This window comes from Paraburkholderia sp. PAMB 6770 (assembly GCF_057748135.1).
In genome coordinates this window covers 2524169-2539656 of the sequence record NZ_CM173238.1, presented here as the reverse complement: position 1 = coordinate 2539656, position 15488 = coordinate 2524169, and the positions used below count along the sequence as shown (strand labels likewise).

At 68.8% G+C, this 15488-nt stretch carries 12 protein-coding genes; 7 read left to right on the top strand and 5 right to left on the bottom strand.

What is annotated here, in order from left to right; translation table 11 throughout:
* Nucleotides 1–34: 34 nt before the first annotated feature.
* Together AC3AP7_RS11465 and AC3AP7_RS11460 are read left to right on the top strand one after the other, a co-directional pair.
* On the top strand, nt 35–406 hold the full coding sequence (locus AC3AP7_RS11465; RefSeq protein ID WP_475762947.1) for an MliC family protein: 372 nt from the start codon (nt 35–37) through the stop codon (nt 404–406).
* Between the two features lie 252 nt (nt 407–658).
* On the top strand, nt 659–2107 hold the full coding sequence (locus AC3AP7_RS11460) for a DEAD/DEAH box helicase (protein ID WP_475762949.1): 1449 nt from the start codon (nt 659–661) through the stop codon (nt 2105–2107).
* Between the two features lie 58 nt (nt 2108–2165).
* Here AC3AP7_RS11460 and gluQRS read toward each other — a convergent pair whose 3' ends face one another.
* Together gluQRS and AC3AP7_RS11450 are read right to left on the bottom strand one after the other, a co-directional pair.
* On the bottom strand, nt 2166–3110 hold the full coding sequence (gene gluQRS, locus AC3AP7_RS11455; protein WP_475767967.1) for a tRNA glutamyl-Q(34) synthetase GluQRS: 945 nt from the start codon (nt 3108–3110) through the stop codon (nt 2166–2168).
* A gap of 87 nt (nt 3111–3197) precedes the next feature.
* Entirely contained in the window at nt 3198–4061 is an 864-nt protein-coding gene (locus AC3AP7_RS11450; RefSeq protein WP_475762951.1) for a sulfurtransferase, read from the bottom strand.
* Nucleotides 4062–4250: 189 nt separating this feature from the next.
* Between AC3AP7_RS11450 and dnaE the strand changes: the two genes are divergently transcribed.
* On the top strand, nt 4251–7814 hold the full coding sequence (dnaE, locus tag AC3AP7_RS11445) for a DNA polymerase III subunit alpha (protein WP_475767969.1): 3564 nt from the start codon (nt 4251–4253) through the stop codon (nt 7812–7814).
* A 64-nt stretch (nt 7815–7878) separates the two neighbouring features.
* Here dnaE and AC3AP7_RS11440 read toward each other — a convergent pair whose 3' ends face one another.
* Complete coding sequence (locus AC3AP7_RS11440) at nt 7879–8649, bottom strand: glycosyltransferase family 2 protein (protein ID WP_475762953.1); 771 nt, start codon at nt 8647–8649, stop codon at nt 7879–7881.
* Nucleotides 8650–8867: 218 nt separating this feature from the next.
* On the opposite strand from AC3AP7_RS11440, the gene msbA reads away from it, so the two are divergent.
* Nucleotides 8868–10661: a lipid A export permease/ATP-binding protein MsbA gene (msbA, locus tag AC3AP7_RS11435; protein ID WP_475762955.1), complete on the top strand. Its 1794-nt coding sequence runs from the start codon at nt 8868–8870 to the stop codon at nt 10659–10661.
* Nucleotides 10662–10820: 159 nt separating this feature from the next.
* Nucleotides 10821–12116, top strand: a complete 1296-nt coding sequence (locus tag AC3AP7_RS11430) for a glycosyltransferase (protein WP_475762958.1) — start codon at nt 10821–10823, stop codon at nt 12114–12116.
* Between the two features lie 23 nt (nt 12117–12139).
* On the opposite strand, the gene AC3AP7_RS11425 is transcribed toward AC3AP7_RS11430, so the two are convergent.
* Both AC3AP7_RS11425 and AC3AP7_RS11420 read right to left on the bottom strand, forming a co-directional pair.
* Nucleotides 12140–12433, bottom strand: coding sequence for a hypothetical protein (locus AC3AP7_RS11425; protein WP_475762960.1), 294 nt, complete (start codon nt 12431–12433; stop codon nt 12140–12142).
* A gap of 94 nt (nt 12434–12527) precedes the next feature.
* On the bottom strand, nt 12528–12686 hold the full coding sequence (locus AC3AP7_RS11420; RefSeq protein ID WP_475762961.1) for a hypothetical protein: 159 nt from the start codon (nt 12684–12686) through the stop codon (nt 12528–12530).
* 132 nt (nt 12687–12818) lie between these two features.
* Here AC3AP7_RS11420 and AC3AP7_RS11415 point away from each other — a divergent pair, with 132 nt between their 5' ends.
* Together AC3AP7_RS11415 and opgC are read left to right on the top strand one after the other, a co-directional pair.
* Nucleotides 12819–13769 (top strand): recombination-associated protein RdgC, encoded by a 951-nt coding sequence (locus AC3AP7_RS11415; RefSeq protein WP_475762963.1) that lies wholly within the window; start codon nt 12819–12821, stop codon nt 13767–13769.
* A 433-nt stretch (nt 13770–14202) separates the two neighbouring features.
* On the top strand, nt 14203–15330 hold the full coding sequence (gene opgC / locus AC3AP7_RS11410; protein ID WP_475762965.1) for an OpgC domain-containing protein: 1128 nt from the start codon (nt 14203–14205) through the stop codon (nt 15328–15330).
* The last annotated feature ends 158 nt before the right edge of the window (nt 15331–15488 follow it).

Sequence of the window (15488 nt, the reverse complement as noted above, 5' to 3'; positions counted from 1 at the left end):
GATGCGCGCGGCGTGTGACGGCCGGAGGCTTCCGATGAGCATCAGGGAATGGGCGGCGCTGCTCGGCGCGCTCGCCTCGCTGGGCGGCGCGGCGCCGGCCAGCGCGCAGTCGCTGCAGGTGCCCGGCATCCGGACGGGCGTGCCGCATGTCTACCGCTACACGTGCGCGAACGGCACGTCCTTGCGCGTGACGTACTGGAACGCGGCGAACCATCAGGGCTTCGCGCTCGTGCCGGTGGACGGCCAGCCGCGGCTGTTCGTCGACACGCTGTCCGCGTCGGGCGCGCGCTATCAGGCAGGACGCTATGTCTGGTGGACGAAGGGGCCGCGCGCGGACCTGTATGACGAGACGGCCGGCGCCAACGCGCCGCCTGTGCTGGCGGACTGCGTCGCGCCGCCGGGCTAGCGCCGCGCCGCCGGCGGGCGGCGATCGGCGGGCTCAAGCAGAAAGCCGCGAGGCGCGCCATGAGTATTTTTGCTGAAGTGCTACAATACCGCCCTTTCTGGCGGGTATTTCCGCCGGCCGGAGCCGGCCGCACCGCGACCTGACGCAATCGGGCGCCGTGCGGCGCGCCGTGGCTCCGCTCCATTCCGATGCGCTCTGTGGCCCGGCCCATGCCGCATTCCCCGCGCAGGCGCATTTTTAGCGAAAGCCACCATGTCCGACACCGACGTCACCACCCATCCTGCGACCTTTGACCAGTTCGGTCTCGCGCCCGACATCCTGAAGGCGATTGCCGACCAGGGCTACACGACGCCCACGCCGATCCAGGCAACGGCGATTCCCGTCGTGCTGGCCGGGCGCGACGTGATGGGCGCCGCGCAGACCGGCACCGGCAAGACCGCCAGCTTTTCGCTGCCGATCATCCAGCGCCTGCTGCCGAACGCGAATACGAGCGCCTCGCCGGCGCGCCACCCGGTGCGCGCGCTGATCCTCACGCCGACCCGCGAGCTGGCCGACCAGGTGGCCGCCAACGTGCACGCGTACGCGAAGCACACCGCGCTGCGCAGCGCGGTGGTGTTCGGCGGCGTCGACATGAATCCGCAGTCCGAGCAGTTGCGTCGCGGTGTCGAAATCCTGATCGCGACGCCGGGGCGCCTGCTCGATCACGTGCAGCAAAAGACCGCGAATCTGGGCCAGGTGCAGATGCTGGTGCTCGACGAAGCCGACCGGATGCTCGACATGGGCTTTCTGCCGGACCTGCAGCGCATCCTGAACCTGCTGCCGAAGGAGCGTCAGACGCTGCTCTTTTCCGCGACGTTTTCCGGCGAAATCAAGAAGCTCGCGTCGACCTACCTGCGCAATCCGCAGACCATCGAAGTCGCGCGCAGCAATTCGACCGCCACCAACGTCGCGCAGACCGTCTATGAAGTGGCGGAGGGCGACAAGACCGGCGCGGTCGTGCAACTGATCCGCGAACGCGACCTGAAGCAGGTGATCGTGTTCTGCAACAGCAAGATCGGCGCGAGCCGTCTCGCGCGCAGCTTGGAGCGCGACGGCGTGGTCGCGACCGCGATTCACGGCGACCGCACGCAGAACGAGCGGATGCAGGCGCTCGACGCGTTCAAGCGCGGCGAGATCGTCGCGCTGGTCGCGACCGACGTGGCCGCGCGCGGGCTCGATATCGTCGAACTGCCGGCGGTGATCAACTTCGACGTGCCCTTCAACGCCGAGGACTACGTGCACCGCATCGGGCGTACCGGGCGGGCGGGCGCGTCGGGCGAGGCCATGTCGCTGTGCAGCCCGAACGAGCGCAAGCAGCTTGCCGATATCGAAAAGCTGATCAAGCGGCCGCTCGATGTGCAGACGCTGGTGGTCGACGTGCCGGTGCGGCATCGCCACGAAGAACGCGGCGCGCGCCGCGAGCGCGACGAGCGTCCCGCGCGGCGGCGCGCCGCGCCGGGTGCGGCGGCGTCGTTCGAGCGCCCGCACCATCACCGTGCACAGCCGGTGGACGAATTTTTCTACAAGCCGTACGAGCCGTCGCCGACCACCCGCAAGCCCGACGAGGCGCCCGCGCCGGCGGCCAAGCCGGCATCGAAGCAGCCGCTCGCCGCGCTGCTCGGCGGTTTCGGGATGCCCCGCAAGAGCACGACCTCGTCCTGATCCCGGACCCCTGATCGGCGCGGCGCCATGCGCGGCGATCAGCCCTATTCAGCTCTTTTCAGCCCTTCTGCGCGGGCGTGTCCAGCTGGCTTGCGCGCGCCGCCAGCCGCCGCGCCCATGCGCCAATGGCCGCTTCCAGAAACGCGTCAAGCGACGCGCACGGCGCGACCGCGAGCCCCAGATGCTGCGCGGCCGCGGCGAGCGCATCGAGCGGGCGCTGCGCATCGAGCGCGGCTGCTCCGGTCTGCTTGCTGAGTTTTTCCCCTTCCGCATTGACGACCACGGGCACGTGCAGGTACGCGGGCGTCGGCACGCCGAGGCAGCGCTGCAGCCAGATCTGCCGCGCGGTCGAATCGAGCAGGTCCGCGCCGCGCACCACATGCGTGATGCCTGCCTGCGCGTCGTCCACGACGACCGCCAGCTGATAGGCCCACTGGTCGTCGGCACGGCGCAGCACGAAGTCACCCACCTCCGTCGCGAGATTCTGCGTTTGCGGACCCTGCCAGCGGTCGTCGAACGCGATGGCGGCCGCGGGCGCATCCGGCACGCGCAGCCGCCAGGCGCGCGCGGGCTTGCCGTGCAGCCCGTCGCGGCACGTGCCCGGGTAGGCGAGCGTCGTGTTGCGCGCATGGGCGCGCAACAGCGAGTCGCTGATTTCCTTGCGCGAGCATCCGCACGGATACACCCAGCCGTCGCGCCGCAACTGGTCGAACGCGGCACGGTAGTGGGCAGTGCGCGCGCTTTGCCACAGCGGCGGTTCGTCTGCGACGAGGCCGAAGCGCGCGAGCGTTGCGAGAATCTGCTGGGCGGCGCCGGGCACGGTGCGCGGCGCATCGATGTCTTCGATGCGCACGAGCCACACGCCTTGCCGGGCGCGCGCGTCGAGCCAGCTTGCGAGCGCGCTCACCAGCGAACCGAAGTGCAATGGCCCAGTCGGCGACGGCGCGAAGCGGCCCCGATACGGCCGATCGGCGCCGCTGTCCGCGCATGCGGGCAAAGCCATGCGGCCGGGGGACGCGGGCGCGGCGGGCAGGCTCATGCGTGTGTGCGTGCGCCGCCGGCGCGGCGCGAGATCGGACTCATAGACCCATCAGGCCGCCTGCGCGGCGGGACGCTGCGGATGGCATGCGGGGCAGGTCTTGCCGGGCACGTAGAGCGGCGAGCGTTGCGCGTCGGCGCTGACGATCGCGCGGCAGCCGAAGCACTGCGCGGTGTCGGTCGGCTGCAGCGATGGGTCGAGCGCGGTGCGATAGTCGAACACGAAGCATTCGCCGCGATAATGCGCGCCGCCGACTTCCTCGAAGTACTTCAGGATGCCGCCCTCGAGCTGATAGACGTTCTCGATGCCGACCTCTTTCATGTGGATCGCCGCCTTCTCGCAGCGGATGCCGCCGGTGCAGAACGACACGACGGTCTTGCCGTCGAGGTCGGCGCGGTGGGCTTCGATCACGCCGGGAAATTCGCTGAATTTGCCGATGCGGTAGTCGAGCGCGTGGTCGAACGTGCCGACGTCCACTTCGAACGCATTGCGCGTGTCGAGCATCACGACCGGGCGGCCGGTGTCGTCCTGGCCGGCGTCGAGCCAGCGTTTGAGCGTGGCTGCGTCGACGGACGGCGCGCGGCCGAGTTCCGGCCGGATCGCCGGCTTCTTCATCGTGATGATTTCGCGCTTGAGCTTCACCAGCATGCGGCGAAACGGCTGCTTCTCCGACAGGCTTTCCTTGAACTGCAGCGGCGCGAATTTACCCTCGAACAGCGGGTCGTGGCGCAGATAGCGAATGAACGCGTCGGCAGCGTCGCGCGTGCCTGCGACGAACAGGTTGATCCCCTCGGGCGCGAGCAGGATCGTGCCGCGCAGACCGAGCGCGAGACAGCGCGCGGTGACGGCCGGGCGCCACACGTCGAGGGAATCCAGCGTCACGAACTGGTAGGCGGCGAGATTGACGATACTCATGATGGTGCGGCGATAACGTGGCGGCCATGGCAAGGCCATGGCGAGCAGGGCGAAACCCGTATTATCCCTCAAGCGCGCGCTTTGCCACGCTGGCCGTCTGGTCAGCCCTTGTCCGTTCGGCCGGCAGGCGGCGTTTCGCGCCTGTGCGACGCAAGCGCCGGGTGAGCTGGGGTTACAGCTGGGGTTACAATAGCGCCCATGTCAGATCCCCGCTTTGTCCATCTCCGCGTCCATTCCGAATTCTCGATTGCCGACGGCATCGTGCGCCTCGACGACGTCGTCCAGGCCGCGGCCGGAGACGGTCAGGGTGCGCTCGCGCTGACCGATCTCGGCAACGGCTTCGGCCTCGTCCGTTTCTACAAGGAAGCCCGTGGCAAAGGGGTGAAACCCATCGCCGGCTGCGATGTCTGGGTCGCCAATCCGGCCGATCGCGACAAGCCGTCGCGGCTCCTGCTGCTGGTGAAAGACCGGCGCGGCTATCTGAACCTGTGCGAGCTGCTGACGCGCGCGTGGCTCACGAACCAGTACCGCGGCCGCGCCGAAATCGAGGCCGGCTGGCTCGAAGGCGGCCTCGCCGAGGGGCTTCTCGCGCTCTCGGGCGCGCAGCAGGGCGATATCGGGCTTGCGCTCGCGGCCGGCAACGAGGAGGCGGCGCGCCGTCGCGCGCAGCATTGGGCGCAGGTATTCCGCAACGGCTTCTACATCGAGCTGCAGCGCTGCGGCCAGCCGGGCGAAGAGGCCTACGTGCAGGAGGCGGTGAAGCTCGCGGCGCAACTGAAGCTGCCGGTCGTCGCCACGCACGCGGTGCAGTTCATGACGGCCGACGACTTCACCGCGCATGAGGCGCGCGTGTGCATCTCCGAGGGCGACATTCTCGCGAACGCGCGCCGCCCGAAGCGTTTCTCGACCGAGCAGTACTTCCGCACGCAGGACGAGATGTGCGCGCTGTTCGCGGACATTCCTTCGGCGCTTGCCAATACCGTCGAAATTGCGCGGCGCTGCAATCTCACGCTCGAACTCGGCAAGCCGAAGCTGCCGCTCTTTCCGACGCCGGACGGCATGTCGCTCGACGACTACCTGGTGCGGCTGTCGAAGGAGGGGCTCGAAAAGCGCCTCGAACAGCTTTACCCGGACGCGGCCGCGCGCGACGCGCAGCGCGAGACGTACTACGGGCGACTCGAATTCGAGTGCGGCACGATCATCAAGATGGGCTTTCCGGGCTACTTCCTGATCGTCGCGGACTTCATCAACTGGGCGAAGAACAACGGCGTGCCGGTCGGGCCGGGCCGCGGCTCCGGCGCGGGCTCGCTGGTCGCGTACGCGCTCGGCATTACCGACCTCGATCCGCTGCGCTACAACCTGCTGTTCGAGCGCTTCCTGAACCCGGAGCGCGTGTCGATGCCCGACTTCGACATCGACTTCTGCCAGCATGGCCGCGACCGCGTGATCCAGTACGTGAAGGAAAAGTACGGCGCGGATGCGGTGTCGCAGATCGCCACGTTCGGCACGATGGCGGCGAAGGCGGCGGTGCGCGACATCGGCCGCGTGCTCGACCTCGGCTATATGTTTACCGACGGCGTCGCGAAGCTGATCCCGTTCAAGCCCGGCAAGCACGTGACGATTGCCGACGCGATGAAGGAAGAGCCGCTGCTGCAGGAGCGCTTCGACAACGAGGACGAGGTGCGGCAACTGCTCGAACTCGCGCAGCGCGTCGAAGGCCTCACGCGCAACGTCGGCATGCACGCGGGCGGCGTGCTGATCGCGCCGGGCAAGCTCACCGACTTCTGCCCGCTCTACACGCAGGGCGACGAAAGCGGCGTCGTCAGCCAGTACGACAAGGACGACGTCGAAGCGGTCGGCCTCGTCAAGTTCGACTTTCTGGGCCTCACCACGCTGACCATCCTCGACTGGGCCGAGCGCTACATCCGCCGGCTCGATCCGTCGAAGCAGGACTGGTCGCTCGCGCAGGTGCCGCTCGACGACGCCGCGTCGTTCGCGATCCTGAAGAAGGCCAACACGGTCGCCGTGTTCCAGCTTGAAAGCCGCGGCATGCAGGGCATGCTGAAAGACGCGCAGCCGGACCGCTTCGAGGACATCATCGCGCTCGTCGCGCTGTACCGTCCCGGCCCGATGGATCTGATCCCTAGCTTCTGCGCGCGCAAGCACGGGCGCGAGACGGTCGAGTACCCCGATCCGCGCGTCGAACCTGTCCTGAAAGAGACCTACGGCATCATGGTCTACCAGGAGCAGGTGATGCAGATGGCGCAGATCATCGGCGGCTACTCGCTGGGCGGCGCCGACCTGCTGCGCCGTGCGATGGGCAAGAAAAAAGCCGAGGAAATGGCGCAGCACCGCGAGCTGTTCCGCAAAGGGGCGGCGGACAACGGGCTCACCGCGGAGAAGGCCGACGAGATCTTCGACCTGATGGAGAAGTTCGCGGGCTACGGCTTCAACAAGTCGCACGCGGCCGCCTACGCGCTGCTGGCGTACTACACCGCGTGGCTCAAGGCGCATCACCCGGCCGAATTCATGGCGGCGAACATGTCGCTCGCGATGGACGACACGGACAAGGTCAAGATCCTGTTCGAAGACTGCATCGGCAACGGCATGAAGGTGCTGCCGCCGGACGTGAACCAGTCGGCGTACCGCTTCGAGCCGGTCGCGGAGAAGGACGGCAAGCGCTCGAAGACGATCCGCTACGGTCTCGGCGCGGTAAAGGGCAGCGGCCAGAGCGCGATCGAGGAGATCCTGCGCGCGCGCGAGGACGGTCCGTTCATCGACCTGTTCGACTTCTGCAATCGCATCGACCGGCGCATCGTGAATCGCCGGACGATCGAGGCGCTGATCCGCGCCGGCGCATTCGACGTGCTGCACGCGAACCGCGCGCAGCTGCTCGCGTCCGTGCCGCTCGCGATGGAAGCGGCCGAGCAGGCGAGCGCGAACGCCATGCAGGCGGGGCTCTTCGACATGGGCGACGCGCCGTCGCAAGGGCATGAACTGGTCGACGAACCCGAGTGGCCGGAGAAGCGCAAGCTGCAGGAAGAGAAAGGCGCGCTCGGCTTTTATCTGTCCGGCCACCTGTTCGACGCGTACAGGGACGAGATCCGCCGCTTCGTGCGGCAGAAGATCGGCGAGCTGAAGGAAGGGCGCGACAAGCTGATCGCGGGCGTGATCGTCTCGCTGCGAACGCAGATGACACAGCGCGGCAAGATGCTCGTCGCGCTGCTCGACGACGGCACCGGGCAGTGCGAAGTCACGGCCTTCAACGAACTGTACGAGGCGCACAAGGCGCTGTTCCGCGAAGACGAACTGCTGGTCGTGCAGGGCCAGGCGCGCAACGACGCGTTCACCGGCGGCATCCGCTTCACCGTCGACACGGTGATGGACCTGGGCCGCGCCCGCTGCCGCTATGCGGAAGCGGTCAAGGTGAAAATGAACGGCAACGCGGATGCGCTTGCGCTGCGCCGCGTGCTCGAAGCGCACAGTGCGCCGCCCGATGCGCCCCAAGCGGCGCCGGCTCCGGCGGCGCCGCGTGGCGGGCCGCGCGCGGGCGGCTTCGGCGGCGCTGACGGCGGCCGGCAGCGGAGCGCGGTGCAGATTCCGAGCGGCCTCGCGGTGCAGGTCGTGTACCGGAGCGAGAATGCCGAGGGCGAGGTCCGGCTCGGCGACGCGTGGCGCGTGAAGCCGACCGACGAACTGCTCGCTGCACTGCGCGGCGAACTCGCGGGCAGCTCGATCGAGATCGTCTACTGACGCATTGACGTATCAGGAAGGCGTCGGCGCGCGGGCGGTCCGCGCCTGCCGCGCCTGCCGCGCTTCAGCGCCGCGGCGCGTCGTGTGGCGCGCGCGGGTGCGCGAGCTTCAGGAAGCGGTAATACACGGTCTCCGCGTTGAACACCGCGATCATGAAACCGGCGCGGCCGTCCAGAAAGCCGCGCCGCAGCACATACGTGCGAAAGAACGCCCACGCTGCGCGCCCGAGCGCCTTGCCGAAGCCGCCCCGCCCGCCCGCGTCGCGCCGCTGGCGCGCGCCGGCGCTCGAATAGGCGTCGAGCTTGCGCAGCACCGTTTCGAAGTCTTCGTACGAGTAGTGCATCAGCTTGCCGCTCAGCCGCTGCGCCGCCCCCGCGAACACCAGCCGCTCGTGCACCAGGTCGTCCGAGAAGCGCGCGGCGCCGCGCCGGAACAGGCGCGGAATCCAGTCCGGATACCAGCCGCCATGCCGGATCCAGTGACCGCAGAACGACGACAGACGGTCGAGCGCGTACACGTCGGCGGCGGGCGCGGCGAGCGCCGCGCGAATCGCTGCCGCCAGCTCCGGCGAAACGATTTCATCCGCGTCGATCGACAGGATCCAGTCGGTGCCGAGCGCGTCGAGCGCGCGGTTTTTCTGCGGCCCGAAACCGGGCCAGTCGGCCGACTGCACGATCCGCGCGCCGTGGCTGCGAGCGATGGCGAGGGTGTCGTCGGTGCTGCCGCTGTCGAGCACGACGACGTCGTCGGCGAAGGCCACGGCCGTGAGACACTCGGCGAGGCGCGCCGCCGCATTCCGGGTGATGATGGCAACGCCGAGGGTAGTCTGTGTCATGCGCTGGACGAAGAGTGAGGCGCGATAGGGGGCGCCGGCGCGAAACCGGCCGCGCAAGTATACACAGCGCCGTGCCGCGTCCGGCGCGGTAAGGCGCCGCGTCGCGCGCGCGGCTGGCCGACCGGCCAGGGGTGCGTGCCGCGGTCAAACGTTTACAATGCGGTATTTCGCCTGTTGCGCCTCGCCAGCGCTCGCGCGACCCGCACGCAGAGGATTCCTTGAGCGCCAAGCCTACGTTAAGCAAAGTCATCGGTTCAGGCGATGCGTCTTCTCCCGCCGTCGTGATGCGCCGGCTTTGGCCCTACCTGAAACCGCTCGTGTGGGTGCTGGTCGGCGCGGTCGTCGCGATGGCGGTCAGCGCGAGCACGGACGCGGGTATTCCGGCGCTGCTCAAGCCGCTGCTCGACAAGGGCTTCGGCACGCACGCCAGCAGCAAGGCGAAGTGGCTCGTGCCGCTCGCCGTGATCGGTCTCGCGTTCGTGCGCGGCGTGTCGCAGTACGCGTCCGGCTATCTGCTCGCGTATGTGTCGAACCGGATCCTGCTCGAACTGCGGCTGAAAATGTTCAACCGCATGATCCACACGAGCGTCGGCTTCTTCCAGCGCGAAACCGCGAGCACGGTGATCAACGCGATCGTCTTCGAAGTCAACCAGATCCTCAACGTGCTGCTGAGCGTGCTCGTCACGCTGGTGCGCGACTCGCTCACCGTGCTGTTCCTGCTCGGCTACCTGTTCTATCTGAACTGGAAGCTGACGCTGATCGTCGCGGTGCTGCTGCCGACCATCGGCTGGCTCGTCGGCAAGATCAACCGGCGGCTGCGGCGCCTGAACCGCGAGAACCAGTTGCTGACGAACGAGCTGTCGTACATCGTCGAGGAGACGGTGGGCGGCTACAAGGTCGTCAAGGTGCATAACGGCGAGCAGTACGAGATCGACCGCTTCACGCAGATGAGCCGTCGCCTGCGCGGCTACGCCATGCGCATGACGGTGTCGGGCGGCCTCGCGCAGCCGCTCACGCAGTTCCTCGCGTCCATTGCGCTCGCGCTCGTGATCACGATCGCGGTGGTGCAGTCGTCGTCGGACCAGACCACGGTGGGCGGCTTCGTCGCGTTCGTCACGTCGATGCTGCTGATCATCTCGCCGCTCAAGCACCTGATGGACGTGAACCAGCCGCTGCAGCGCGGCATGACCGCGTGCGAACTGATCTTCGGGCTGATCGACGAACCGGCCGAGCCCGAGGGCGGCGGGCGCACGCTCGAACACGCGTCGGGCGAGGTCGAATTCCGCAACGTGTCGTTCAGCTACGGCGCGAACAGCACGCACGAACGCGCGACGCTCGACCACGTGTCGTTCCGCGTCGCACCCGGCGAAATGGTCGCGCTCGCGGGGCCCTCGGGCAGCGGCAAGACCACGCTCGTGAACCTGCTGCCGCGCTTCTTCGACCCGACCGGCGGCGAAATCCTCGTCGACGGCGTGCCCATCCAGGAATACGGCATTCATGCGTTGCGCAGCCAGATCGCGATGGTGAGCCAGGACGTCGTGCTGTTCAACGACACGATCGCGCGTAACGTCGCCTACGGCCAGTCCGCCGACCCCGACAAGGTGAAGGCGGCGCTGCAGGCGGCCAACCTGTGGGACACCGTGCAGTCGATGCCGAAGGGCATCGAGACGCTGGTCGGCGACAACGGCCTGATGCTGTCGGGCGGCCAGCGCCAGCGCCTCGCGATCGCGCGCGCCATCTACAAGGACGCGCCGATCCTGATCCTCGACGAAGCGACCTCGGCGCTCGACTCCGAATCCGAGCGCCACGTGCAGGCCGCGCTGGAAACGCTGATGAAGGGCCGCACGACTCTCGTGATCGCGCACCGGCTCTCGACCATCGAGCGCGCCGACCGCATTCTCGTGATGGAGCAGGGGCGCATCGTCGAGCGGGGCAGTCACCATGACCTGCTGGGCCAGGACGGCCTCTACGCGCACCTGCACCGCATCCAGTTCCAGCAGCACGCGGCGTGACGCCCGGCGCCCGGCCGTCGGCGGACTGAAAGTCAAACGTGCAATGCCTGTGGTTTAATCGCAGGCGCGCGCCGGGTGCAGGCTGCCCGGCGCGTGCGGCCCGATGCCGCCGTCCGTTGCCACCTGCCCAGCCTTCGTCCAGCCGTCGCCCACGCCAGCATGCCCTACGAGAGCCGATCTGCCCGCATCGAGCCGCGCACCGCGCCGCGCCGCGCGCCGCTGCGCATCCTGTTTCACGTCGATCATCTCGGCAGAGGCGGGGTGGAGGCGTCGCTGTTCGCATGGCTGCGGACCCTCGACCGGAGCCTCTTCACGCCGGCTCTCGCGCTGACCTTTCCCGGCGACGCGCTCGTGTTCTGGCGCGCGCACGGCTTGCCGGACGACGTGCCGCTCCACGTGCTCGCTCCGTCGACATGGATGTACGCGCTATGCGAGGCGGGCCGCCGGCGCGACGCAGCGTCTGCGCTGAAGCGCCTGTTCCGCGCCGGTGTGCGCCGCGCGATCCGGCCGCTCCTCGCGCTGCGCATGCGGCGCCTCGCGCGCGAACACGACGTGGTGTGCGATTTCGATCTGTCGCTGCGGACGATTGCGGGCAGCGGGCGCGCGTCATGGATCGGCGTGAGCCACTTCAGTCTCGCCACGGCGCTGGCCGGAGCGCGCCCGGAGGCCGCCGCGCGCTACGCCGCGCAGCTTGCCCGCTACGACACGCTTGCGGTGCTCGGGCCCGGCATGCTGGGCGAAGCGCAGCAGCTGATGAGCGGCCGCGCCGCGCATCTCGTCGAGCTACCGGACGTGATCGATGTCGACCGGCTGCGCGCCCGCGCGCGCGTGCCGCTCGAAGCGCGGCCCGCGCAGACGTTCATCGTTTCGGTCGCGCGGCTTGACGAAACGCAGAAGGATCACGCGACGCTGCTGCGCGCGTTTGCACTCGCGCGCGCGCACGGCCTGAGCAGCGCCGATCTCGTGCTGATCGGCGAAGGGCCGGATCAGCAGGCGCTCGAGCAGCTTGCCGCCGGACTGGGGATTCGCGCGAGCGTGCATTTCCTCGGCTTCTGCCCGAATCCGTTTCCGTATGTGCGTCAGGCCGAGATGCTGGTGCTCAGCAGCCGCGGCGAAGGATCCGGCATCGTGCTCGCGGAGGCCATGGCGCTCGGCACGCCGGTCATCGCCACCGATTGCCCGAGCGGCCCGCGCGCGCTGCTCGAAGACGGCAAGGCCGGCCTGCTGGTGCCGCCCGGCGACGTCGAAGCGCTTGCGAACGCCATCGAGCGTCTCCATACGGACACGCTGCTGCGGCGCGCGCTGGTGCAGAACGCGCACCGCAATGTGGCGAACCATGCACCCGGGCCGGCCAACGAGCGGCTGTACGCGCTCGCGCGCGCCGTCCGCGGCGCCGCGCGCGCGGAGCCCGGCATCGGCGCCGGGCCGCCGCCGGTCGCGCGGCGCGGCGCCTGAACCGGCGGCACGCGCGCGGCCGCTCAGGCGCCGCTCGTCACGAGCGCAAGCACCGACAGATCCGGATGGGTTCCGTCGACGATCTCGCGTCCCACCGCGAGCGCGTCGCCGCGCGCTTGCGCGGCGCTGGCATACGATGCGTCGCCGTCCGCGTGGAACGGCACCGTATGGCCCGGCATGCGGGCGTCGGCCCCCGGATGACACACGTAGCCGGCGTAACTGAAGCGAGTGCCGTCGGGTTCCGTCGGACGCGCCAGCACGTGGATTTCGAAACCTTCGTACTCAACCGTTTGCCAGTCTTCTGTCGTGTCAGGCATGGTCGTCTCCGTGTGCGGTTCGCGCGGACCAGCACGGCGCGAGCCGAATGCTGTCCTGCCCGCGGGCGCGCGGCCCGGCGGGCGGTGCGGTGCGTCAGTGCCGGTGCCGCATCCGTTCCCACAGCCGGTGGCCGTCGTGCCGGGGCAGCCCGTGCTGTCCCGGCGGCACGCGCCGGTGATGCGTCGAGACCAGCACCACCGAGCCGACGAGCACGATCAGCCCCACGATGATGCCTACCATCGATTCCGCCATGGCAGCCTCCTGTTCCGTCTGCTGCATAAGAAAAGTCTAGGTGATTCACGCGAGGAACGCGGCGTCGCGCGCCGTCCGACGGTGCCGGTCGCCGCCCGCTCGTATAGAATGGCGCGCTTTGCCCGTACGCCCATGTGGTTCAGGAATCTCCAGCTTCATCGTCTCCCCGCGCCGTGGCAGGTCAAGCCCGAGCAGATGGAACAGTGGCTCGCGCCGTATGCGTTTGCGCCGGCCATGAGCGTCGAGCGGCACATCCACGGATGGGCGCCGCCGCGCGAAAACGGCCCGCTGGTCCACGTGACGAACCGGCAGTGGCTGCTGCTGTTCCGCAGCGAGAAGAAACTGCTGCCGGCGTCGGTGATCAACCAGGTCACGCGTTCGCGCGCGCTTGAACGGGAGGAGCAGCAGGGCTTCAAGCCCGGCCGCAAGCAGATGCGCGAACTCAAGGAGCTCGTCACGGACGAGCTGCTGCCGCGCGCATTCAGCATCCGGCGCGATACGCGGGTGTGGATCGATACGGTCCGGGGCTGGCTCGTGATCGACGCCGCGTCGCAGACGCTTGCGGACGAAGTACTCGGTTTGCTCGTCAAGTCGGCCGGCCAGCTGCCGCTCGCGAGCGTGCGCGTGGCGCGCTCGCCGGTGGCCGCGATGACCGGCTGGCTCGCGAGCGGCGAGGCGCCGGCCGGCTTCACGCTCGACCAGGATACCGAACTGCGCTCCCCGGTGCAGGGCAATGCGACGGTGCGCTACGTCGGGCACACGCTCGATGCGGACGACATGCGCCGCCACATCGAAGCCGGCAAGCAGTGCATGCGTCTCGCGATGACATGGGACGACCGGGTGTCGTTCGTGCTGACGCCGTCGTTGACGCTCAAGCGCGTCGCGCCGCTCGACGTGCTGCGCGAGGCCGGGGATGCCGCGCAAAACGACGACGAGCAGTTCGATGCCGACATCACGCTGATGACCGGCGAGCTCGCACGGCTCTTCGCCGATCTGGTCGACGCGCTGGGCGGCGAGCTGGCGGACCGTGTCACCGGCGGGAGCGTCGACAAGACCGCCGACAAGACCGCGGTGGCTGCCTGACAGCGGCGCACGGTGCGCGGTGGACATGCCGTATTTGTAACCATGCGTCACGGCGTATCGTCGTCCCACGGGGCTTTACGGCCGTTTCACTTGCTGCCGGCATCGGGCGGTTTCCAGAATGAGAGCAGGCGGGGCGCGGCGCCTGTCGCAGCGCGCGGATGCGCGGCCGGCCGCACGTGACGGACACGCGGCGGACTCGCGTAACATGTTGAAAATTCTTCGGGTTTACAACGAGGCGAGTGCTGCGGTTCAATCGGCGTCGCGCTTGCACCTGGCGCCTCGCCGCTGGCCCGCGCTCGCGCGTCCGGCACATGTTCGGCAGCAGTTTGGCATAAGCCTTGCTTCGCGTTTCTCCGGTTTGCCTGTCCGGATTTTTACCCGTGCGGCCCGTGGTCGTTCCATTGCGGCCGGCTGCCCCCTGGAGTCGCCGTCGATGAATGCGCCCGTCCGACGATCGATCGAGATCGATTTTCTGCGCGGTCTCGTGCTGATCGTCATTGCAATCGATCACATTGAAGGCAGCGTGCTGTCGCATTTCATGCTGCACAGCTACGCATTCTGCGACGCCGCCGAAGTGTTCGTATTCCTCGGCGGGTATGCGTCGGCCGCCGCGTTTTCGTACGTCGAGGCCTATCGGGGCATCGGCGCCGCGCAGCGGCGTTTCGTCGTGCGGGCCTGGGAGATCTACCGCGCCTACCTGCTGACCGCGGCGCTGATGCTCGTCGCCGGCGCGGCGCTCGCGCTGTGCCGGGTGGCCTCGCCGGTTCCCGGCGAAACCGGCTGGAACGGATTTCTCCAGCATCCGCTCGGCGACCTGCTCAGCATCGTCACGTTGCAGCATCAGCCGTTCCTGTCCGCCGTGCTGCCGATGTACACGCTGTTCGCGCTGTGCGTGCCGGTTTCGGTGCCGCTCGCCGCGCGGCGGCCCGCTGCGGCGCTCGCCTTGAGCGTCGCGGTGTGGCTCGCGAGCGCGTGGCTCGGCCGTCTGTTGCCGAGCACGGACCCCGGCGGATGGGCATTCAACCCGTTCGCCTGGCAACTGATGTTCATGTTCGGCGTGCTGTGCCGCCTGCACCCCGCATCCGGGGCGTTTCAGCGCGGCGGCGCCGGGCGTGCGCTCACGGTCGCGGCGCTCGTCGTCGCGCTGGGGATCGCTTACGTGAAGCTGTGCGTCTACACGCAGCCGACACCGGGCTACATGAAGCAGAATCTCGTCGCGATCCGCGTGCTCAGCTTTGTTTCGGTGGCATGGCTCGTCGCGCAGCTGGTGCGGTGGCAGATCGTGCGGCGGCTCGCCGAACGGCTGCCGGCGGTGGTCGAGGTCGGCCGTCAGGGGCTGGTCTGTTTCGTCGGCGGCACGCTTGTGTCGATCGGCGTCGATACGGCCGTCCGGCTTGCCGGCAAGCCGGCCTGGCTGAACGGCCTCGCGGGGGATGCGGCGGCCATCGCCATCCTGTTGCTGCTCGCGGCCTGCGCGAAGCGGCTCAAGTTGCTGCGCGCACGCGCGCTGCCGCTCGCCGGGCGCCCGGTCGCGGTGCGGGTCGAGACGCGCGAGCGCTAAGCCGGCTCGCCCGACATTCGCTTGCGCGTCCTGCGCGGGTTTCGTTCACGCGCCCGTCCGATTACGATCGGGTCAGTCTCGCGAGTCAGCCTCGTGTCGGCCTGCCGCCGTGCGCCGCCGTGAGCAGGCGGCAGTGCGACTGCGCACGGCGACGTGCG